The 20,690-nt window shown below is 64.8% G+C and carries 17 protein-coding genes and 1 tRNA gene; 9 read left to right on the top strand and 9 right to left on the bottom strand.

Annotated elements, in window-relative coordinates:
- Window positions 1–3 precede the first annotated feature (3 nt).
- Window positions 4–1,890 (top strand): DUF1998 domain-containing protein, encoded by a 1,887-nt coding sequence (locus tag RIE32_01575; protein ID MEQ9094934.1) that lies wholly within the window; start codon window positions 4–6, stop codon window positions 1,888–1,890.
- A 2-nt stretch (window positions 1,891–1,892) separates the two neighbouring features.
- Window positions 1,893–2,690 carry a DISARM system phospholipase D-like protein DrmC gene (gene drmC, locus RIE32_01570; protein MEQ9094933.1) on the top strand — a complete coding sequence of 266 codons (798 nt, stop codon included), beginning with the start codon at window positions 1,893–1,895 and terminating at the stop codon, window positions 2,688–2,690.
- A gap of 1,752 nt (window positions 2,691–4,442) precedes the next feature.
- On the opposite strand, the gene RIE32_01565 is transcribed toward drmC, so the two are convergent.
- Window positions 4,443–5,072, bottom strand: a complete 630-nt coding sequence (locus RIE32_01565) for a hypothetical protein (GenBank protein ID MEQ9094932.1) — start codon at window positions 5,070–5,072, stop codon at window positions 4,443–4,445.
- Window positions 5,073–6,486: 1,414 nt separating this feature from the next.
- Here RIE32_01565 and RIE32_01560 point away from each other — a divergent pair.
- From RIE32_01560 to RIE32_01545, 4 genes are read left to right on the top strand one after another with little or no spacing between them, the layout of a single operon-like run.
- On the top strand, window positions 6,487–6,888 hold the full coding sequence (locus tag RIE32_01560; protein MEQ9094931.1) for a helix-turn-helix domain-containing protein: 402 nt from the start codon (window positions 6,487–6,489) through the stop codon (window positions 6,886–6,888).
- Window positions 6,885–7,634 carry an ImmA/IrrE family metallo-endopeptidase gene (locus RIE32_01555; protein ID MEQ9094930.1) on the top strand — a complete coding sequence of 250 codons (750 nt, stop codon included), beginning with the start codon at window positions 6,885–6,887 and terminating at the stop codon, window positions 7,632–7,634. The genes RIE32_01560 and RIE32_01555 overlap by 4 nt, the downstream gene beginning before the upstream one ends.
- 54 nt (window positions 7,635–7,688) lie before the next feature.
- On the top strand, window positions 7,689–8,177 hold the full coding sequence (locus tag RIE32_01550; protein MEQ9094929.1) for a phage N-6-adenine-methyltransferase: 489 nt from the start codon (window positions 7,689–7,691) through the stop codon (window positions 8,175–8,177).
- Window positions 8,174–8,491 (top strand): helix-turn-helix domain-containing protein, encoded by a 318-nt coding sequence (locus RIE32_01545; protein MEQ9094928.1) that lies wholly within the window; start codon window positions 8,174–8,176, stop codon window positions 8,489–8,491. The genes RIE32_01550 and RIE32_01545 overlap by 4 nt, the downstream gene beginning before the upstream one ends.
- 1,327 nt (window positions 8,492–9,818) lie before the next feature.
- Here the strand turns inward: RIE32_01545 and RIE32_01540 are convergent.
- From RIE32_01540 to RIE32_01505, 8 genes are all read right to left on the bottom strand, one after another.
- Window positions 9,819–9,892 (bottom strand) — tRNA-Asp (locus RIE32_01540).
- 111 nt (window positions 9,893–10,003) lie between these two features.
- Window positions 10,004–10,204: a hypothetical protein gene (locus tag RIE32_01535; protein MEQ9094927.1), complete on the bottom strand. Its 201-nt coding sequence runs from the start codon at window positions 10,202–10,204 to the stop codon at window positions 10,004–10,006.
- A gap of 23 nt (window positions 10,205–10,227) precedes the next feature.
- Complete coding sequence (locus RIE32_01530) at window positions 10,228–11,073, bottom strand: hypothetical protein (protein ID MEQ9094926.1); 846 nt, start codon at window positions 11,071–11,073, stop codon at window positions 10,228–10,230.
- A 426-nt stretch (window positions 11,074–11,499) separates the two neighbouring features.
- Entirely contained in the window at window positions 11,500–12,534 is a 1,035-nt protein-coding gene (locus RIE32_01525; GenBank protein ID MEQ9094925.1) for a HEAT repeat domain-containing protein, read from the bottom strand.
- 86 nt (window positions 12,535–12,620) lie between these two features.
- Window positions 12,621–14,384: an apolipoprotein N-acyltransferase gene (gene lnt / locus RIE32_01520; GenBank protein MEQ9094924.1), complete on the bottom strand. Its 1,764-nt coding sequence runs from the start codon at window positions 14,382–14,384 to the stop codon at window positions 12,621–12,623.
- Window positions 14,381–15,232, bottom strand: a complete 852-nt coding sequence (accD, locus tag RIE32_01515) for an acetyl-CoA carboxylase, carboxyltransferase subunit beta (GenBank protein MEQ9094923.1) — start codon at window positions 15,230–15,232, stop codon at window positions 14,381–14,383. The genes lnt and accD overlap by 4 nt, the downstream gene beginning before the upstream one ends.
- A 70-nt stretch (window positions 15,233–15,302) precedes the next feature.
- A complete protein-coding gene (locus RIE32_01510) occupies window positions 15,303–15,911 on the bottom strand; it encodes a histidine phosphatase family protein (protein ID MEQ9094922.1) in 609 nt (202 codons plus the stop codon).
- Window positions 15,912–16,112: 201 nt separating this feature from the next.
- Window positions 16,113–16,838 (bottom strand): ribulose-phosphate 3-epimerase, encoded by a 726-nt coding sequence (locus tag RIE32_01505; GenBank protein ID MEQ9094921.1) that lies wholly within the window; start codon window positions 16,836–16,838, stop codon window positions 16,113–16,115.
- An 83-nt stretch (window positions 16,839–16,921) separates the two neighbouring features.
- Here RIE32_01505 and RIE32_01500 point away from each other — a divergent pair, with 83 nt between their 5' ends.
- The 3 genes from RIE32_01500 to RIE32_01490 are packed head-to-tail and all read left to right on the top strand — an operon-like array spanning window position 16,922 to window position 20,639.
- Window positions 16,922–18,358, top strand: coding sequence for a UDPGP type 1 family protein (locus tag RIE32_01500; protein MEQ9094920.1), 1,437 nt, complete (start codon window positions 16,922–16,924; stop codon window positions 18,356–18,358).
- On the top strand, window positions 18,358–19,194 hold the full coding sequence (locus tag RIE32_01495) for an alpha/beta fold hydrolase (GenBank protein ID MEQ9094919.1): 837 nt from the start codon (window positions 18,358–18,360) through the stop codon (window positions 19,192–19,194). The genes RIE32_01500 and RIE32_01495 overlap by 1 nt, the downstream gene beginning before the upstream one ends.
- Window positions 19,191–20,639: an MFS transporter gene (locus tag RIE32_01490; protein MEQ9094918.1), complete on the top strand. Its 1,449-nt coding sequence runs from the start codon at window positions 19,191–19,193 to the stop codon at window positions 20,637–20,639. The genes RIE32_01495 and RIE32_01490 overlap by 4 nt, the downstream gene beginning before the upstream one ends.
- The last annotated feature ends 51 nt before the right edge of the window (window positions 20,640–20,690 follow it).

Below are 20,690 nucleotides of genomic sequence, written 5' to 3'. Positions count from 1 at the left end.
TCCATGAGACAGCCAGTTGGAGATCTCCGACGTAGCCAGGCCGTGCATACCTTCGGGATCGGCAGTTCCGTCGATCTTCCACACTTCACGGCGACGGTGCTTGGGCTCGAGGACTGGGCTCAGCCCGATTGGGATCCGACGAGTCCAGCTAATGCAATCGACGAGGAACGATTGCTCGCCCTCGTTCGCACGTTCGTCGGGCCGCAGCTGAAGCAGCTGACCGGACCTCCGGTTACCAGCGATGACTCAGGAGACGATCTGCAGCCACACGGGATCCCAGTGCGGACGTTCCCGCACTGGGCTCGCTGCCCCCGATGCGAACTCCTGGCGCCTCTCGACTTCGGCGTGTTCAAGCTGCGATCGAACCCCCGACGACCGGATGAGACTCACTACGTGCATGAGAACTGCTCCAAGGCGTCGGGCACATCGCCGCCGGTCAATCCCGTCCGATTCGTGTTCGCGTGCCGCAACGGACACATCTCCGACTTTCCCTGGAAACGCTACATCCAGACATCGTCTCAGGGTTGCGGCGGACGAAGCTCTCCCTGTGGGCCATATCGCCTGCAGGAGCGAGGCGTTTCGAGCGAGGTGGCCGACCTCTGGCTTCGCTGTGACCAATGCAATGCGTCCCGGCCGATGACCCAGGCCTTTGGTGAAGAAGGCCCAGTCAATCTCGGTGACTGCCCCCGGCAGCATCCGCATCTTGGGCGTGTTGCTGCAGACGACACCTGCGACAATGGAGAACCGCGTGCGATGCTCCTTGGAGCATCGAACCAGTGGTTTCCGATGATCGTGTCGGCCTTGTCGATCCCGTCGTCCACGGGTCGTTTGTCCACCCTGATCGACGCCCACTGGTCAATGCTGCAAAACATCCACAATGAGTCCGAGCTTGCAGTCCTTCGCAGAGTCGGACAGCTGCAAGCCTTCTCGCAATTCTCCGATGCCGACATATGGAACGCGGTGGAATCGAAACGAAGCGGCGCTGGCGGCGTACAGCCACAGAGCACTCACGAACTCAAGCGAGAAGAGTGGAATCTGCTCACTGATCCGGATAACGCTCCGCGCACGGGCGACTTCGAGCTCAAACGCCGCACCGTTCCAACCGCCTTCTCCACCTGGATCGAAGAAATCGTGGCGGTCGAACGTCTTCGAGTCGTCAAAGCCCTCACGGGGTTTACGCGAATCGACTCGCCGGGGGACTACGCAGACTTGTCTGAGATTCCCGACGTCCAACGAGTTCGCCTCGGCAGGAACCCGCCCGATTGGATACCTGCCTTCGAAGTGCGCGGCGAGGGCATCTTCATCCGGCTCAAGGAGTCGGCACTTGCGAAGTGGCGCCAGGATCCGACCGTCACCGCTCGCGAGTCGGCACTCCGTGCCAGCCACATCGCATTCCGATCGACTCGCGGAATCGACCCCGCTGATGACGGATTCGATGTCGCTCGATACTCACTCGTCCATTCCCTGTCACACACCCTCATTCGCCAGTTCGCGATCGAGTGTGGATACTCTGCAGCGAGCATTCAGGAGCGCATCTATGCCTCGCCTGCCATCGGTGAGCACGAACCGATGTGCGGTGTCCTTCTGATGACTGCCGCAGCAGATAGCGAGGGAACCCTCGGAGGACTTGTGAACCTCTCCCGCCCAGAGCTATTCGTTCGGCACCTGTCGCAAGCTCTGGAGAGAGCGCGACTGTGCTCGTCCGATCCGCTGTGCTCCGAACACGAACCGGATCGAGAAGGCCGCGATCTTCATGGCGCAGCTTGCCATGCCTGCAGCTTCGTGTCCGAGACGTCCTGCGAGCGCGGCAACAAGTACTTGGATCGTTCGCTTCTCGTCGAGACGATCGGGGCTGGTATTCGCCCGTTCTTCGAGTCAGCATTGGACTAGTGATGTCACGCGAGCTCGCAACCGCAATCTCGCACCTCTCGGCCGCTCCAAGAGATCACTTGGACGGCTTCATCCTCGCCCTACGACGCCAAGGCACGGCGGAACACGAAGTCCTCGACTCGGTTGTCGAGCTTCTTCCTGATGGGTTTAGGGGAGCCGGTCGACGAGTCATAGAGCTAGCACGTCGCGATGGTGGCTCGATCGACTTCGGAATCCTCGCCTCTGCGATCGAAGCAGCTGGTCTCTCCAGGGCGCAAGCACTAGAACAGCAGACAGTCGAGCTCGTGTGGTCTGGCCCTAGCCAGGCTCAGTCGACGTTTCGTCGCACCGACAGGGCCTGGGTCGATCTCATCGATGAGGCATCCGAAGAGATATGGATGGCGTCCTTCTCGGTGGGCTCAGTGGCCCGGATTCAAGAGTCGCTCGCTTCGGCCCTTGATCGCGGCGTCCGGCTGAACTTCCTCTTGGAACGGACACAGGATTGCGGGGGCGCGCTTCGATACAACGGGTTCGAGGCATTCGACGAGACCGTCCGACAAGCTGCGACCCTCTATCATTGGCCCATCGACAAGCGCGACGTCGACTCGAATGGCAATCCCGGCCTCATGCACGCGAAGGCGATCGTCGTGGATGGGCGGGCCATGTTCGTGACGAGCGCCAATCTCTCCGGCGCGGCTCTCGAACGAAACATCGAGGTGGGAATCATCGTCCGTGACGGCCCTCACCCACAGTGGCTCGCGGACCGTTTCGTGCGGCTCATCGAGACCAAGGTTATTCGACGGCTTGGGGACTCAGCCTGATCGGTCGAGTGACTACCCGGATGCCATGACTCTCCGGACGCGACGTTCGATCCTATCGGCGGCTTTGGACGGCTCTTCGTGCTCCCAGATACGAATGACCTCCCAACCCGCCTTTCGCAGACGCCTATCCGTGTCCGCATCTCGCCGCTGATTCGTTTTGATCTTCTCGCGCCAGAACGTGGCGTTTGACTTTGGCCAAGTCCCATGCTCCGGGCAGCCGTGCCAGAAGCAACCATCGATGAACACAGCGATGTGAGCTCGTGGAAAGACTAGATCGGCACGACGGCGCACGCCTTCGACGGGCTGCCGATCGACGCGGAATCTGAGGCCTCGCCGGTGGAGCGTGGAGCGAATGAGAAGTTCCGGCTGAGTGTCCCGCGATCGGTTCGCCTGCATGCGACGACGGGCTGCTGCAGATGAAGCCGCTGGACTCTTCGCTTGAGTGCGTGGCACCACTTCCTCCGACCTTCACTCACTTTCCACACTCGCGACATAGCGACCAAGCGAAGGCACGAATCTCTCATCGGTACGTAGCGAGCTACGTCGAATCCGCCGATAGAAGCCGCTGGCCGCTCGATGGGAAAGCCTCGGTCGGTCCATCAGGCGTTCACCGCGATCACCATATCGCTCCGATAGAGCATGCCACCTGCGCCGAAACGGCCACTTCGAGATCTCGACGACCCAACGCTCGCGCGAGTTACCCCACGCGGCAGTCGGCCAAGAATCACCAGAACGCAACAAATGGCGCTTTAGCTCCAACGGAGTGCCCGGCTCGCGGAGTCTCTCACCAACCCACTGTGCTACAGGTACGGGCACGGCGTTCCCTACCAGTCGCCACCGCAGCCTCGGAGAAATGCGCGGCGAGACATGCGAGAGCGACGTCCAGCCTCGCGGAAGACCCTGCATGGCCTCGGCGTCCTCGATCGTCGGGGTCACTACCAGGTCGAACGCAGGAAGCCATATCGCGGGCGGAGATGGGATGCCAACTGTGGAGCCGGCCTTGAGCGTTGGCACGGCATCCACTGCCCATCCCAAACCCCGGTTACCCTCCGTCCAGTAGAACCCACGGGGACGATCGTCCAATTCTACATCATCGGGGCGCGGACCAGCCTCGTCCGCAAACAGGACTTCTCGAGGATCCTCGGTGCGCGAGGCCACCAAGATGACTCGTTCCCTCCGCTGCGGCAGGCCGAAGGCACGAGCATTGACGACTCGATACGCCCAGTCGAACCCCAGGGACTCCAGTGATCGCGTCAGATACCGCATCGCTTGCCCGCGCTGAAGTCGCAACATGAACGGGACGTTCTCGATCACCAGCCATTTCGGCCCGCGCTTGCGTCTTCCGAGCAGTTCCAACACACAATCGACTAGCCCAGACTTCTCGCCGCGAATGCCCCTCGTTCGACCACACTGACTGAGGTCCTGGCACGGAAAACCGGCCGCGACGACCTCCGCATCCGGGAGCCGATAGTTTGGACGAGACACGAGTTCGCGAATATCCCTCGCAATTGAGACATCCACAAAGCGGCGCTGAAGCACAGATCTAGCCTCAGGCATGAACTCGCACAACAGCTCCGGTTGAAAACCGGCTCGTTCCAGCCCGAGTTCGATGCCGCCAATGCCGGCAAAGAGTCCGATGGTGCTGTGTGGAGTTGGTCGCGAAGTCATCGTGGCAGGTCCTCAGGCAGAGGAGCGATTGTACTCGATAGGCGCACGCAGCGCCAGGGCATCTGGAGCCGAACCACGGGCGTTTCAAGAGAACGGCGAGACGACACGGCGGCGCATGCGCAGTGCTTGCGCTGGCACCTCGGGATGGGCGTGCTGCTTCCTGATCCGGTTCGTGGCTCTGAGCAACTCGAACAGCTGCCGTCGAATTGGTGCGTATGGCTCGAACGGCAAATCAGCGAATTCCCGAGCAATCGCATCGGTTGATGTCCGCAGTGCCAACTGCCGGAAGTGCTGCTTGAGTATAGCGAGCTGCCCCCGCTCGATACGGACATGCGGATGGTACTTTCCATCCTGCCCGCGCCGGTAGCTGATGCTGTAGCCACCGTACTTGATGGGTGACTTCCTCGCGTCTCTCATTGAGCCGCGCTCATCATCGAAGAAGCGGTGCGTCCCGTGGGTAGCCATGAGTAGGAAGGTCCGCTTGTGCCGGATGTACTGCATCCGGGCAACGCCATTCGTGGCATCGACGGACCGAGCCCACTTCGACATATCCACGGCGTACTTCTCAATGAGCTTGGCATCCACAGCGATTGGATCCTTGTACCCAGGCACAACGCCGCGGACATAGAACAAATAGCCATGCACCAGGTAGCTGCACGCCACCTGCTGGACGAAGCCTTCGATCGATGTCGCGACGCACTTGTACATGCCCACCAATCTGGTGGGTTAATGGCACTGCTTCAGCGAACGAGTACTCGCTCCAAGATGAGGGATGTTCATGGCACATCCCTCGAAGCCTGCAAACCTCTGGAATACCTCCTCTCGTGTGACTCGCTTGGCCCGCTGACTGGGTGGTGTACCGGCCTATCGGTTTCCCAATAGGCCGTCCCCAATCCATAGCGGGCCGGCGAGTCGAACCCCTGGCCGTGCATCGAGCACCCTTTACAGTCTTGCCGATGCACGAGCCGTCCGTTCGCCGCCACGCCCAACCGATTCTCCCGAATCGGTCAGGCCTGGCCGCATTACCCGACTCGTCGATCGACGCCGGGGGAGTCTCCTCCCCCGAGCGTCTGCGATCGTCAGAACGAGTCATCTCGTCGCTCCTTTCGTCGTCGCAAGACCCTCCGGTGCCACCCGGAGCGCGCGAACGACCCGCCACTGCCTTGCAGCGGATTCCGCCCGGCTTCGAGCCGGCTTCTACTTGGAGCACACTCCCCCTCTGCGGCGTTTCAAGCACCTGACTGACCAACTCTTGCGAGCGTCAGGCACCGGGCATCACCCCGGCGGCCGCAGAGGTTCCCAGGTTAATGATGGTCTTCGTGTTGACAGTCACGTCGCTAGCCGGTGTGACCCGGCGGACCCTTGCCGTATGTCCGTGCTCCCGCAACGGCATAGTTTCCCGAGTTGAACACTCGGATTTCGAGGGGCAGAAACCGAAAGCTCCCCTCTACCCGTCGGCAACGGTTCTTCGCGGTTCGGCACCGTCTCTGTCAAGACTCACTGGCAAGCCCTTTCGGGCCTCTCATGGTTGAGCTTTTCACCGTCGGCTGTTTCGGCCGATCGCCGCGTCCGGTCACGGACGCGGTCCCGACTGTCACCAGTTCGAGAGCTCCCCACGCCAGCCGCGTTGAACGGTCTTAGGCCTTCGCCCGTAGACCGAGCCCCACGGACGGGATTCACACCCGCTTCGATCCATCACGGCGAAGAGCGGCAACGCATTGCTATACCCAGCCCTTCGTGTGTCCCTGTCGCCCGGCCTCACCGGACGCGACCATCGGATCGAACGCCAGGATTACTCCCTCGCAGACTCACGGGCATATGCCGTGGCGGGAGGGGATTACGCTGACGAGCCTCCGTCGAACCGGACAAGCGCGTCTCCACGCATCCGGCTCTACGAGAACAGCACGCCGAGGTTGATGAAGTCCTCGCCCTTAGCCAGTTGGCGCTGGTTTACCGGGTGTGCTGCCTCGTTCTGACGACGCTGTAAGCGTCGGCGTCAGGACGACGCCATCGCCCCTCCCGAGGCGACGGCCGATCCTATCAGGACCCGTACTCGAATTCCAGACGATTGACGCTTGCCTGGACCGAGAATGGCTGTTAACATGTCAGCGTACACAGGGAGTTTCGCGTGCCCGCAGAACGCTCACAGCAGAACTCACCCGCCATCGGCGACGTGCTCCGGAAACAGCGGATCGAAGTCCTCGATTTGGGACTCCGCGATGTCGCCCGGATCCTGGACGTCGCCCCAGCCTACATCACCGATCTCGAGAAGGGCCGAAGGACCCCGTCGGAAGCCCTCTTGCTCCGAATCGCTCAGGTTTACCGCATCGATGAGGCGATCCTCCGCGCGGGCTGGCAGCGACCGGATGCCGTCGTCGGTGAGATCGCAACGCAAGACGCGACGTCTGCGGCCAAGGTCCCCGAGTTCCTCCGCACCGCCAGGAGCCTGTCGGCTGAGGACTGGGATGCGCTCATCGCCGAAGCGAAGCGAAGAGCAGACGGTGGTGAGCCCCAAGGAGGTGCTCGGTGAGCGGCATCAATGTGCAGCTTGAGCCGAGTCCGACGGTTCGCCGGGTCGAGCAGGCGGCTCGTGAGTGCATCGAAGAGTGCGTCGAACAACTCGGAGCGGACAGCGTTGCTCTTCCGGTCCCGGTAGAGCGTTGGATCGAGCATCCGCTGGGTATCCAGTATGGAATCTCCGACCTCTCGGCGTACGGACCCGACGTGCTCGGCGCGACGTTCATCGAGTCGAATGAGATCCTCGTGAGCGAGACTCTGTTGAAGTCACCGGCTCGTCTCCGGTTCACAGCGGCACACGAACTGGGCCACTTCAGGTTGCACGGCAGCATTCGAACCAGCTTCCACGAGACGGCAACAGTCGGTCCGGGCTCACCGCTGCAGATCGAGCGGCAGGCCGACCGGTTCGCCGCGGCATTCCTGATGCCTCTGGACCATGTGATGCCCTCGGTCACTCAAGCGTTGAACTACTTCGATCTCGACCCCTTTGTCTGCACCGTCATTCTCTCAGAGGATTGCAGCGAGTCCGAATGGCTTTGGCGGCACCGCGTGCTTCCCCGGCTCACGACCGCCTTTGAAGTGTCACTTGCCGCGATGGTGCATCGATTGACCGAGCTCCGCTTGCCCGACGGCCGGCCGGTGCTCCCGCCGCGTTTCCAGCAGCGCCTTTTGCGCACAGACGCCACCTCTCCCGACGACTTCACTGTTCGAGGCGGCCTTCCAGTCCCCAGGACCACCCGAGCGGGCACCGACGCGTAGTCGGCCCCCTTTTTCCCAGCACTGTTCACATGTCCGCTGACACGGAGAAGCACGATGGCAAGAATGTCCGTCCACTTCAGTTCTGAGACCGACCTCTGGGCCACTCCGGACCATCTCTTCGCAGAGCTCGACGCGGAGTTTGGCTTCACGCTCGACGTATGCGCGACGAAGGCGAACGCCAAGTGCAACGCGTACTTCACGAAACGTGAGAACGGCCTCGATCAAGACTGGTCCGGCGTGTGTTGGATGAACCCGCCGTATGGTCGCGAGATCGGCCAGTGGGTCCGTAAGGCGCGTGAGAGCGCGGCGTGCGGCGCCACAGTGGTCTGCCTCATCCCAGCACGCACGGATACCTCGTGGTGGCACGCCGACATCGTGCATGCCGACGAGATCAGATTCGTTCGTGGAAGGCTTCGCTTCGGCGACGCGAGCAACTCGGCACCATTCCCCTCAGCGATCGTGATCTTCCGAGGCAAGCCTCCGAGGTCGACCAACTGGTCTCGCGCCGCCTTCTTCCGACGCAGCAAACGGTGGCCCGCATGACCGAGGCACGGGGACACCTCGCCCACCTCGGCTCCACCGAATGGCTGCCGACGGAGCCGCCACGTGTTGCGCCGACATTGATGACCGCACAGGAGGCGGTCGTCTACCTCAGGCTCGATGAGGGCGATCGCGACATGGCCGACGCCCTCAAGTCACTTGAGTACCTGGTCAAAGCCGGCCGCATCCGACCCTGTCGCGTGGGCAGAAGCAACCGATTCGCACGTGCCGAGCTGCATCGGTTCGTGATCGAGCAGACCGAGCGATACCGCCGCCCGTCCGCCTCGGACGTGGATCAGGAGGGCGGATCCCGATAGCCTGAGGACCAGCGATGATCCGAGTCCAACTCCAGAAGCGAACGCGTGAGAACAAGGACGGCCGAACCCAGTACTGGACGCTCCGTTGGTATGGCACCGACGGCAAGCGGTACTCCGAGTCGATCGGCACCGTCGGCAAGATGACTCGAAACGCGGCCGAGTCCGTGCGCCGGGAGAAGGAAGCCAAGATCAACGCGGGGCAAACGCCGAGAGACAAGCCCCGGGAGATCACGCTCGCCGCCTTCATCGAGCACGACCTCGACGCTGTCGCGCTCGACCTGAAGCGGGACACGCTGGAGAGCATTCGTCACGCCGGCATGCACGCGAAGAAGGCACTTGGGGAGAACACTCGGCTGACCGCGATCAATCAGGCATCGGTCGGCCGAATCAAGCGGTATGTCATCGAAGAGCGGGGCTGTGCGCCGGCGACGCTCGCCAAGACGCTCCGAACACTCAAGGCCATGTTCAACCGCGCGATCGAGTATGGGTTCCTGCACGAGAACCCCCTCGCCAAGATCCGGATGCCGAGGACTCAGTCACGGGCCAAGAGGGTGTTCACAGCGGCCGAAGTCGGGGCCATGCTCGACTGTGCATCAGACATCTGGCTCCGCTCATTCGTGCAGCTCGCCGTCACCAGCGGGCTCCGCAAGGGCGAACTGCTCAACCTGCTTTGGCAGGACGTCGATTTCGAACGAGGCACTGTCCGGGTCGCCGCGAAGCGTCCGGGGGCCTTCACAGTGCCCGACCGCGGCGAGTTCCGCATCCTCGAATGGACCTCGAAGTCGTACAGCGAGCGGACAGTTCCGGTGCCGGAGGAAACCCTCGCGACACTGACCCAACTCCAGGCTCGCGCCGACGAGTCAGCCTACGTGTTCCTGTCCCTGGACCGCCTTGAGAAGATCGATGCGGAGTTGACCGGCAACGGACTCGGCGCGAACTACGAACTGATGAACAACCTCGCCAAGCGGTTCCGGACCCTCCAACGTGAGGCCCGGAAGCTGCTGGCCGACCGACGAGGCGTCGAGGTGAAGGACGTCAAGTGGCCGACCGGCTCGCTCCACGATCTGCGACGCACGTATGGCACGTTCATGGCGAGGGTGGTTCCCATTCACGTGCTCAAGGAGTACATGGGCCACTCAAAGATCGACACGACGCAGGCCTTCTACCTCGCGGCCGAGACGCGCGACGCCGATGTCGCGCGGGAGACGCTCAGTGGCTTCCTGTCGGACGGTCAGTCAAGACGCACTTTAGACGCACTTTCCGGTTCCGAGCCGGAGACGCCGGACGCACCAAATGATAAAGCCCTGCAAACGCAGGGCTTATCAAGCGAGGCGGACGGGACTCGAACCCGCAACCACCGGATCGACAGTCCGGTACTCTAACCAATTGAGCTACCGCCCCAGATTGTCGCGGTTTCCCGCTGCTCTCACGAGCGAGACAAGAATAGCCGTTAGGCTTCGGCGGTCAAGACCGAGGCCTTGCCCGAACGCCCACACCGGCCAATTCTACCGGTTATTCCGGCAAGACGATGGGGCCGTCGCCGTGGGTTTGCCAGGGCTTGCCATCGGGGCTCACAGCGGCTGCGGCGGTCCACATAAAGAAGATGGCAAAGCCCATCGCCACGACCGCAAGCAGCAGTAGCGCGTCGATGACGCCAAGGCTGGGACCGCGAGACGAACGCCCGCCGGGCATCTGCATTCCGTACTGACTCATGCGTGTGCTCCCTGCAGGTTTCGTTAGCGGCGGATGTCCGACACGACGATGTCGCCGCGACGCGGGGTCAGGCCCAGGCCCAGCGTGTCCACCACGCCCTCGGCGAACTGGAGGTCGGCCGACTGGACGTTGAAGTGACCCACCAGGCGACGGTTGCCGCCCTCGTTGCGGATGATGAAGAGACGCTTGCCACGGGCCAGGCCGTCTTGCGAGCCCAGGTCAACGCGGGCCAGCGTGGCGCCCGAGGCGTCACGCTCGGTTTCCATGATCTGGCCGGTAACGAACGTAGTTACGTCGGCGCCAGCGAGAGCCTCGCCCTGGCCGCCCTCGTCGTTCTCCATGCGGGCAATCTGCTCACGCAGGCCGCGAACGGTGGCCGTCAGCGACTCGTTGTTGCTCTGCAGGTCGGCGATGCGGTCCAGCAGGTCGATCTCGTTCTGACGCAGGGCAAGCTCGGTGCCGCGGAGCTCATTGACCTCTTCGGCGAAGCGATCGCTCAGCTCGGTGAGCATGCGGGTGGTCTCGTTCAGCTGCGAGATCTGGTTCTGCAGGGTGGTCACCTGCTGGTTGGCCGTCAGCTTATCGCGACGCAGTTCACCGACCTCACCGCGGAGGCGGAGCAACTCGCTCTCGCTCGCACTGATCTGCTGACGAAGGGCGTCCTGCTCGCGACGCAAGCGATCGGCCTCAGCCTGAGCGCTGGCGGCCGCTTCCTGCTCACGTGCCTGCAACGCCTCGTTGGCGGCTTGCAGGCGGTCGTAGTCGGCCAGCACCCCGCGGTTATTCACCGCAAAGGCGATGGTCAGCGAGGAAAGCGCGATGCCCGCAACCGCGGCCAGGAGTACGAGGAACTTCGTGACAGTGTGCATCGTGTGAAAACCCGTGTTTTGGCCGTTCGTAGGCCCGTGTGATGGCCGATGTGCTCGCCCGGCGTTTCCGTGTGACCGGCCACCGAGATTCGTGCCGTGTTCGCCCGCTACGTTCGTTCTTCGGCGACCGTTTCCGTCGGTCCCATTCCCTCGGGCGCAATCCCACGCCCTTCGCTTGCTCGCTCAACTCTCGATTCGATCCAGATCGAATGCAAGCCCGTGTCTTGCCAACCAATTCCTCATAGGCCCGCCCGAACGAGCGAGCCGACGCTTCCGCACCCACAAGGCCCGAGGTGAGCGTCGATACGCCCCCGGGGCCTGCAAGGTTGCCTGCGGCTCCATCCGAGCAGGCCGGCAGGGCCGTTTCCGGCGCTACCCATGCCCCCGGCACTCACCACGTGGTTCGCCCGGAGAGGGCACAGGTTATCACGGTCGTGTCAGCCGGACAACAGCAGCCGCGGCATGAACCCGCACGGAGGGATCTGGGTCTGCCAGCAGCAACCCCATCTTGTCCAGGTGACGGGTCTTACCAATCTCGCCCAGCGCGAGTACCGACAAACCCCGAACCGATGCCCGTGGATCATCCAGGTACGCGATGGCGATGGCGTCGCCCTGCGTTTTGCCGAGCTGCGCCAAGGCATACACCGCCGCCAGACGAACCTCAGGCGGGAGCATGTTGCCTCGCTCGTCCAGCCGGGCAGTCAGGAATGCCAACTGCGTCTCCGACGCATGGTCGCCCACTTCGCCCAGGATCCGAGCCGCCAACGCCGTGGCTTCCAGTTCCTGGGCGCTAGCCGGATAGAGCGCCGCCCGGATCGGCTGGATCTGCTCTTGGTCTCCCAGCTTCACCATCGCCTCGCTCAACTGGAGGCTCATCAATCGCACCCGACCCTCCGGGGCCAGGGGCATCGGGCGAGCGGCCGCTTCGCGAAGCAGGGGCAGGGCTGACGGATTGCCCAACTCGCCCAGCACGAACGCCGCCTGAGCGCGCAGGCGAGGGTCGTCTGAGTTCATCAACGCTCGCACGATCTCCTGCGTGCCGCTCGAGTCCCCATTGGCCGCCAGCGCATAGGCCGCGCTGAGGCGAACCCACGGCGATTGATCCCGCAAAAGGGGCTTGGCCGACTGGGCCAATTCAGCTCGCTGGGCACGGCCAATGCCCGTCAGCGCCGTCGCCCGGACGCCGGGGCTGGGGTCGCCGAGCGCCCGTTCGAGCAAGGGCGAGGCTCGTCCCGGAGCATCCAATAACGCTTCGAGGGCGTTGCCTCGGATGACGGGGTCAGCATGCGCGGCAAGTTGCTCGAGTTGCTCGATGGCGGCCTCACGTGCCTGTGACAGCTCGACCGAGTCCGGCGCAACGCCTTGATCTGCGGCCCGCCCACCGCCTCCGCCGGCACAACCGCCCACGCCGATGGCCACCGAGATCCCGATACACGCTGCCAGCGTCGCCGTCCGCCCCATCGAGTTCACCGTCCCTTCGCACGTGCAGTCGTTCTTGAGTCCACGAACCCGACCCTACGGCCTGGCGCCCCACCCGGTTCAGCCGTTCATGCGGGCCGACGCCCCGAACCCAGGCCGCGCACCTGCACCACGACCCCCAGGAGGAACAAGAGCCACGGCGTCAGGAACCCCAGCCCAGAAAAGGGCGTGGCCCGAACCGTCCGGCCGGGCATCTGACCGATCACAATCTGCGGCGTCCGCGTCGCGAACGTCTGCCCGGCCGTGGCGACCGAATGCCGCCCGAGACCGCCCGGGTAGTCGATCTGCGCGTCTGCGATGCCGCCCCGGGCATCAATGATCGCCGAGATGCCCGTGTTGGCAGCCCGCACGATGGGAACGCCGTTCTCGAGCGCTCTCCACCGGGCAAGCTTGAGGTGCATCGCCCGGCCGGCATCGCTGGTCGCAAACCAGCCGTCGTTGGTCAGGTTGACCAATGCATCCACCCGATCGCCGTTGCCGCGCGCCAACTTCCGGCACACGCCCGCGTACGCCACCTCGAAGCAGATCGGCGTGCCCATGCGCAGGCTGCCATCCTGCATGGGTACGTCGAACCACGTCGGCTGCTTCCCCGCATCGAGGTCGAATCGCATGCCGCCGGCGCCGATGAGCAGCAGCTTCTCCTCGAGCCAGTCCCAACGCGAGACCAGCGGCAGGACTTCTCCGAAAATAGTCAGACGCAGCTTGTCGTATCGTGATGCGGCGAGCCCACCACCGACGAGCAGATGGGCGCTGTTGTACAGACCGTCGTCTTCCTGCATGACCGAACCATCTGGGGCCGTCGAGAGCCTGAGGCTGTCGATGCCGGTGGCGCCCACGATCATGGGGACGCCCAACGCCCTGTGCAGCGCGATGGCTTCATCGGCGAAGTAGGTCGCCTCCAGTCGGTCCCGGCCGGGAAGATCAACCACGTACACCAGCCCGAAGCGACGCATCTCGTCGAGGGCCTGCGGGCTGAGCGGCGGGCCGGGCAGCATGGTCTCGGGCCACACGACCAGGTCCGCCCGGTCTCGCGCCGACGCGGTCATGGCCGCGAACTCGTCGAACAGCCGGACCTGGTCCTCCATCGACCAGGCCATCCGATTGTCCTGCGGCACGTTGGTCTGGATGATGGCCACGCGGGCGTCAAGGGGCGAGCCTGGTTGGGGAGCCAGGAAAGCCAGGAGCACCAATGCCACCCACGGGCCGAGCGCGACCGTTGCGAGCCGGGGCCATTCTTCCCGGGAACGCAAGAGCAGCGTCAACGCCGCGGCACTCAGCGCAAGGGCGAAGCCCACGCCGTAGGCCCCCACCACCGCACCGCTTGCCGAAACAAATGGTGCGTCGATGATCGGATGGCCCAGGAGCAACCACGCATAGCCGCCGAAGAGCACGCTGCCGCGGAACACCTCCACGAACGACCACGTCACCGCAAGCGCAAACGACGTCCATACCAGTCCGCCTCGGCCGCGCACGGCGATGGCCGCCAGGAGCACGAAGACGCCCGTCCAGGCGCCTTGCAGCAGCATGCCAGGGAAGAAACCCACCGGCGACACCTGGAACATCCAGGCGTGCGTGATGACCCAGAGCGGGAGCGAGCCCACCCACGCGCCCGCCGCGGTGCGCCACACGGCCCGTCGTCCAGCCTTGGCCGCGAACATGGCGATGGCCATCAGCGGCACGGGCGCGAGCAGCGCGAACGGCCACCATGCCAGGGGCTCGCCGGCCATCAAGCCGAAGATGGCGTACGCGAGTCCGGCGGCGCCGCCAAAGAGCGCCCAGTGCAACCCCTTGCTCGGGCGCACGAGTGCGGCGCTGCGAGCCTGGGCGGTCACAGGCCGGCGTAGTCAATCAGGCGTGCGAGTTCGTTGCGCAGCTCGGCCCGGTGCACGATCTTGTCGATCAGCCCGTGCGCCAGGCAGAACTCCGACCGCTGGAAGCCCTCGGGCAATTCCTGGCGGATGGTCTGCCTGATGACGCGGGGACCGGCAAACCCGATGAGCGCGCCCGGCTCGGCGATGATGACGTCGCCCAGCATGGCGAACGACGCCGTGACGCCACCGGTCGTCGGGTCGGCCAGCACGCTGATGAACAGCCCGCCCGCCTTGTCGTGGCGCGCCAGGGCGGCGCTGCTCTTGGCCATCTGCATCAGGCTCAGCGTGCTCTCTTGCATGCGGGCGCCGCCCGAGCAGCTTACCACGATCACCGGAAGTTTGCGCTCGGTAGCCAGTTCGATCGACCGCGTCACGGTCTCGCCCACGACGCTGCCCATCGAGCCCATCATGAAGCCAAGGTCGAGCGAGCAAAGCACCGCCTGACGGCCCTTGATGAAGCCAACCCCGGCCACCACCGCGTCGTGCCGGCCCGTGCGCTTCTGCTCGGCCTGCAACCGGCCGGCATAAGGCTTGAGGTCTTCGAACTTCAATGGGTCCTTGGGCAGCAGGTCCTCGAACATGGCCTCGAAGCTGCCCTGGTCGGCCAGCTGGCTGATGCGCTCGCCGGCCTGGATGCGGTAGTGGTGTCCGCACTCGGGGCAGACATGGAGGTTGGCCTCCATCTGCTTGCGATAGATCAGTTGCTCGCAGCCCGGGCAGCGCAGCCAGAGGCCCTCGGGCACCTGGCTGCGGCGTTCGGGTCTCAGGTCAGACCAGGTGCGCGGCTTGGCGGTCGTGGAAGATGCCATGGACCGATTGTTGGCCATCGAGGCTCCGGAGATTCAGTTTTTGTTCTCGGACGTGCCCGGGCGGGTCGTGCTACACCGCCTTGGCGGGCACGATCTCGTCTCGCCTGACCCGCAGCGACGCCAGCTTGGGGCCGGCGGCGGTCGAGTCCCACCCTTCCACGACGTCGCGGCCCTGGAGTCGGTTAAGCAACACGTGGAAGGCCATCGGCCGGACCACCACCGCGACGTTGCGCCCCTTGCCGTTGAGCTTGTCCAGGCCCTTGGCCAGCGCGTTGAGCAGTCGGATCTCGGCATCAGCAAAGGACTCGCCCTCGGGGGCGACCACCGACGTGGGGTCTTCCTTCCACTGCTTGAAGGCGCCCGGGAATCGGTCCTTCAACTCGTCCATCCGCTGGCCTTCCCACAGGCCCAGGTCGATCTCGCGCAAGTCGTCGATGGTGCGGACCTTGCGGTCGGTCAGCTTCCCGATGTGGTGGGCCGTCTGGCTCGAGGCCTCGTCGGGGCTGGTCAGGATGCCGGTGATGGCGCTGAGGTCCTGGTCCCGCAGCGCGGCGGTGAGTTCCTCACCCCAGGCCTTGCAGGCGGGCAGGTCGCAATCACCGCCCAAGCGGCCGTTCTCGTCCCATTCGGTCCGAGAGCACCGCACCAGCAGCAGTTGCACTTCCGATGGCGTAGCCATGCATTCCTCGCAGAGCCGGTGGTGGCCGCGGGCACGCGCCCGATGCCGTCCCCGGCGGGGTCCCGATCGCAACCTCGGGAACCCAAACTGTACCGTGTCAATACGCTCGGCCCAGTGTTCAAGCATCGCATTCCTCGCGATTCCTGATCGCCGAATGCGGTGCGTACGACCGTATAACCTCGTCGGCCGTCGTTTTGATCGTTACGGCTTGCCTTTTGGCTCCCGCATCTGGGTAATGACCGCCGACCGACGATCCGGGGAAACCCGGAACACCGCTGAGGCCGCGGCGAGCACGTCGGCCCCCGCTTCCAAGAGGTCCAGAGCCTGAGCCGGCCCCACGCCGCCGTCGACCTCGATCCGGGTCGCCTCGGGCACCCGCTCACGCACGTAGCGGATCTTCTGAAGGGCTGCGGGATCGAATGCCTGGCCGGCAAAGCCCGCCCGGATCGCCATGATCAGCACCAGATCGCAATGCGGCAGCAAATCGTCGGCCTTCTCGATCGCCGTGGGCCCGTCGATGGCCAGCCCGACGGACATGCCCAGGCCGCGGACCTTGTCGAAGAGCGCCCGCGCCTCGTTGCCGTCGAAGGCCTCGATGTGGAAGGTCAGGTGACCCGCGCCGGCCCTGGCGAAGGGTTCTGCGAACAAGTCCGGACGCTCGATCATCAGGTGGACGTCGAAGAAGGCGTCGGGAAGGTCGGCCTTGAGCGAGGCGAGCATGTCGACGCCCAGGGCGAGATTGGGCACCAGGTGCCCATCCATGACGTCGTAGTGCAGCAGGTCACCGCCGGCCTCCAGGGCGTTTCGGCACTCGTCCCCGAGCCTGGCGTAGTTGGCGGCCAGGATGGACGGGGCGATCAGGGGCAGCCGCGAGGGATGCGTGATGGGGTTGGTGGCCTGGGTCTGCGTGTGGGCGTGGGTGGGCATGCGAAGATCGTAAACCACCCACGGGGCTCTACCATCGCCCGAGCCGAGCAAAGTGACCCCGACGAGAGAGGAAGACCGACGCGATGACCACCTCCCCGCCTGCGCAGACCACGCTCGAAGACCTTGCCCCGGCCATCGAGTCGGCCGGGCAGGGCCACCTGTTGACGTTCGTGGGCGAGTTAAGCCGTGAGGGCAAGGCAGCGTTTGCATGTCAGCTGTCCGGCGTGGACTGGGAAGCGCTCCCAGGGGTCATCGAGCGGTATCGACAAGCCGGGGCGGCAGAGGTGCTGGACGGGCTCGAGCCGCCGCTGGTGTGTGGGGTGAATGGGATCTCTGGCGACCACGCACTGGACGCCGCCGAAGCTCGAGCCGCCGGGCTCGAGATGGTGAAGGCCGGCAAGGTTGCGGCGCTGACGGTGGCGGGCGGTCAGGGCACGCGGCTGGGCTTCGAGGGGCCCAAGGGCACGCTGCCAATCGGGCCGGCCAGCGGCCGAACGCTGTTCGAGATCTTTGCCGACCAGCTCCGCGCCGCCGGCGAATGGTCGGGGCGGCCGATCCCCTGGTTGATCATGACCAGCCCACAGAACCACCAGCAGACGCTCTCGTTCTTCGAGGATCGTGACTGGCTGGGGCTCGATCGCGACCAGCTACGTTTCTTCCAGCAGGGCGTCATGCCGAGCTTTTGCCCGCAAACAGGCCGCCTGCTGCTTGCCGGCAAGGGCGAATTGGCGACGAATCCGGACGGCCACGGCGGCGTCATTCGGGCGCTGGTCCGAAGCCAGGAACTCGACCGCTTGGAGCGTGAAGGCGTGGAGCACCTGAGCTACTTCCAGGTCGACAACCCGCTGGTCACGCCGATCGACCCCGTGTTTCTTGGCGGCCACGCGGGCGCCGGCGGCACCGTGAGCTCGGGCGAGTTTTCGAGCAAGATGGTGGCCAAGGCCAACCCAGGCGAGAAGGTCGGCGTCTTTGCCCGCAGCGATGGTCGGACGCGTGTGGTCGAGTACTCCGACCTGCCCGAGGAACTGGCCAGCGCAACCGACGTGCAGGGCCGGCTCCGGTTCGAGGCCGGATCGGTGGCGATCCACGCGGCTTCGGTGGCGTTCCTCCGCTCGGTCGAGGACGCGGGCGAGGCGGCGTTGCCCTTCCATCGCGCCTTCAAGAAGGTGCCGCACATCGACGTGCAGACGGGTGAACATATCGAACCGGGCGAGCCGAACGCGGTGAAGCTCGAGCGATTCGTTTTTGACGCCATCCCGGTCGCCAAGACGTCGATGGTGCTGCGGGTGGAGCGCGACCGCGAGTTTGCGCCCACGAAGAACCCCACCGGCGTCGATAGCGTGGAGAGCGCCAGGCACATGCAGAGCAAGCGGGCCGAGGCATGGCTGCGTGAGCGCGGTCACGACGTGCCGGCTGGTTGCACGCTCGAACTCTCTGGCGCTGCGGCATGGGCGGACGCCGCGGGGCTCGACTACACCCCGGCCACTCCGCTGCAGGCCGGTCAGGCCGTGGTGCTCTGATGAGCGCATCGTTTCCGGGCTCGGCACTCAAGCTTGCCAGCGCGCTCGAGGAGCGCACCACGCGCGTGACGCTGGCCGAGAGCATTCCGGCGCTGGTGGCCCACCCAGACTGGGAAGCGGCCGCACCGCTCGTGCTTTGGATGCACGGGCGAACGAGCCGCAAGGAGATTGACTCGGGGCGGTACCTGCGGCTCATCAGGGCGGGCATTGCCGTGTGTGCGATCGACCTGCCCGGGCACGGCGACAGGCCCGACGCGGCGCTGCAGGCCGCCGACGGCACCGTCGAGATGTTGCGGCTCGCTCAGCCGGAAGTTGACGTCGCGATCGAAGCGTTGCTGGATGGCGAGCACGGCGGCGTATTCGATCGCGACAAGCTGGGCATCGGCGGGATCTCGGCCGGCGGCATGGTGACGTTGCGGCGGCTGTGCGAGCCACACGGGTTCTCGTGCGCGGCCGTCGAGGCGACGACGGGGTGGCTCGAAGGCCTGTACTTTCCTAAGGGAGGCAACGGCGGAAGGTGGCCGGTCGATCACTCCCAAGCGGCCGTCGAAGCGGTTGACCCGATGGCGCATCTGGATGGTTTCGAGCCCTTGCCGCTCATGGCGATGCACAGCGAAGCGGACGAGTTGGTGCCCTTTTCGGTGCAGCGGGAATTCATCGAGCAACTGCGGAAGCACTATGAAGCCAGGGGCGCCGATCCGAGTCTGGTCGAACTTGTGACGTGGCCTGAGACTGGTGCGCCGCAGGAGCACCTGGGCTTCGGCCGCCACGCGCACGAGGCCAAGAACATCCAGGTTGACTTCTTCAAGAAGCACCTGCTGGGCCCGGGCGAATGAAGTTCAATCCGTTCCATGGCCTGCCCAACCCGCGCGAGGTGTGGGCTTGGGGCATGTTCGATTTCGCCAATCAGAGCTTCACGCTGCTGATTATCACGCTGCTGTTCAGCATCTACGTGACGCGGGTCGTCGTGCCGCAGCCGGTGTTTGACGAATCGACGACACAAGCCGTGCAGGCGATCGAGCAGGGCTCTTTGGACCACGCCGACGCTCCGCCCGAGGTGCAAGCTGCCCACGACCAGGCGCAGGCGGCCGAGAGACGCGGCAAGTTCGTGTGGTCGCTCATGCACGGCGGTTCGATGTTCGTGGTGGTGATGGTGAGCCCGCTGATTGGCGCCTACGGGGACGTTCGCGCCAGGCGGAAGCTGCTGCTCATGAGCACGGGCGTGATCGCCGGCACGCTGACGTGTGCGCTCGGGCTCGTGGGGCCTGGCATGGTGCTCCTGGCGGCTTTGCTGTACGTTCCGGCGAACATCTGTTACCAGGTCGGGGAGAACTTCCTGGCGTCGTTCCTGCCCGACGTCTCCAGCCGAAGGACGATCGGCCGCATCAGTGCGCTGGGGTGGACGATGGGCTACGTCGGGGCGCTGGCGCTGCTGGTGGTGGTGTTCGGCGTGATGCTCGCCGCCGGGCTGAAGGAGCCGCAGTCGTGGCGGGCGTTCTTCGTGTTCGCGGGGGTGTGGTTCCTGCTTGGCATCGTGCCGGCGGGGTTGTTCCTTCGCAAGGACCAGCAGCCAGCGTCCGACTTGACCGATCCGATCCGCGAGGCGGCACGGCGTGTACGCTCGTCGCTGGCGGGCGCGGGCGAGTTTGGCGAATTGCGGCGGTTCCTGATCGCCTTCCTCGTCTACGCGTTTGGCGTCCAGACGATCATCGGCTTTGCGTCGATCATTGCGCGGGACTTCGGCTTCACCGACGTGGACCTGGTGCTGTTCGTGGCGCAGATTACCGTCACGGCGGGCATTGCCGCCATCGCGACCAGCACGTTCCAGGATCGCGTGGGCGCCAAGGTGACCGTGGTGATCTACCTGATCGTCTGGGTGGTCAGTTGCCTGGCCATGGTCGGCATCGCGGTGGTCTGGCCACACGGCGGACCCAAGTGGCCCTTGTGGGTCGTGGGCAACGGTCTTGGTTTTGCCCTGGGCGGCATCGGGACGGCATCGCGGTCGATGGTCGGGCGGCTGACCCCGGCGCACCGCACGGCGGAGTTCTTCGGGCTCTGGGGCATGGTGTACAAGCTGGCCGGGGGCATCGGCATCGTCAGCTTCGGGCTGGTCGCACGATTCCTGGGCGATGCATGGTCGCTGCTGCTGCTGGCCGGCTTCTTTGCCGGCGGCCTGCTGCTCACGCTCAGGGTGAGCGAGACCTGCGGGGTTCGCCAGGCGCGCAAGGCCGAGCGGCGGTTTGCCCGGGAGCTTCCGGCGGATCCGGGCGTCGCGGGTTAGCGACGGGTATACGGGAAATCGTGGAACACCGGACGTGCGTGGTCTTGCTAT

The organism is Phycisphaerales bacterium, assembly GCA_040221175.1.
Taxonomy (GTDB): domain Bacteria; phylum Planctomycetota; class Phycisphaerae; order Phycisphaerales; family UBA1924; genus JAHCJI01.
This window is presented reverse-complemented; position numbering and strand designations above follow the sequence as displayed.

What these genes read in the sequence shown, in the direction of transcription:
- RIE32_01575 (MEQ9094934.1), top strand. Translation starts at nt 4, where the DNA reads ATGAGACAGCCAGTTGGAGATCTCCGACGTAGCCAGGCCGTGCATACC.
- drmC (MEQ9094933.1), top strand. Translation starts at nt 1,893, where the DNA reads ATGTCACGCGAGCTCGCAACCGCAATCTCGCACCTCTCGGCCGCTCCA.
- RIE32_01550 (MEQ9094929.1), top strand. Translation starts at nt 7,689, where the DNA reads ATGGCAAGAATGTCCGTCCACTTCAGTTCTGAGACCGACCTCTGGGCC.
- RIE32_01545 (MEQ9094928.1), top strand. Translation starts at nt 8,174, where the DNA reads ATGACCGAGGCACGGGGACACCTCGCCCACCTCGGCTCCACCGAATGG.
- RIE32_01535 (MEQ9094927.1), bottom strand. Translation starts at nt 10,204, where the DNA reads ATGAGTCAGTACGGAATGCAGATGCCCGGCGGGCGTTCGTCTCGCGGT.
- RIE32_01530 (MEQ9094926.1), bottom strand. Translation starts at nt 11,073, where the DNA reads ATGCACACTGTCACGAAGTTCCTCGTACTCCTGGCCGCGGTTGCGGGC.
- RIE32_01525 (MEQ9094925.1), bottom strand. Translation starts at nt 12,534, where the DNA reads ATGGGGCGGACGGCGACGCTGGCAGCGTGTATCGGGATCTCGGTGGCC.
- accD (MEQ9094923.1), bottom strand. Translation starts at nt 15,232, where the DNA reads ATGGCATCTTCCACGACCGCCAAGCCGCGCACCTGGTCTGACCTGAGA.
- RIE32_01510 (MEQ9094922.1), bottom strand. Translation starts at nt 15,911, where the DNA reads ATGGCTACGCCATCGGAAGTGCAACTGCTGCTGGTGCGGTGCTCTCGG.
- RIE32_01505 (MEQ9094921.1), bottom strand. Translation starts at nt 16,838, where the DNA reads ATGCCCACCCACGCCCACACGCAGACCCAGGCCACCAACCCCATCACG.
- RIE32_01500 (MEQ9094920.1), top strand. Translation starts at nt 16,922, where the DNA reads ATGACCACCTCCCCGCCTGCGCAGACCACGCTCGAAGACCTTGCCCCG.
- RIE32_01495 (MEQ9094919.1), top strand. Translation starts at nt 18,358, where the DNA reads ATGAGCGCATCGTTTCCGGGCTCGGCACTCAAGCTTGCCAGCGCGCTC.
- RIE32_01490 (MEQ9094918.1), top strand. Translation starts at nt 19,191, where the DNA reads ATGAAGTTCAATCCGTTCCATGGCCTGCCCAACCCGCGCGAGGTGTGG.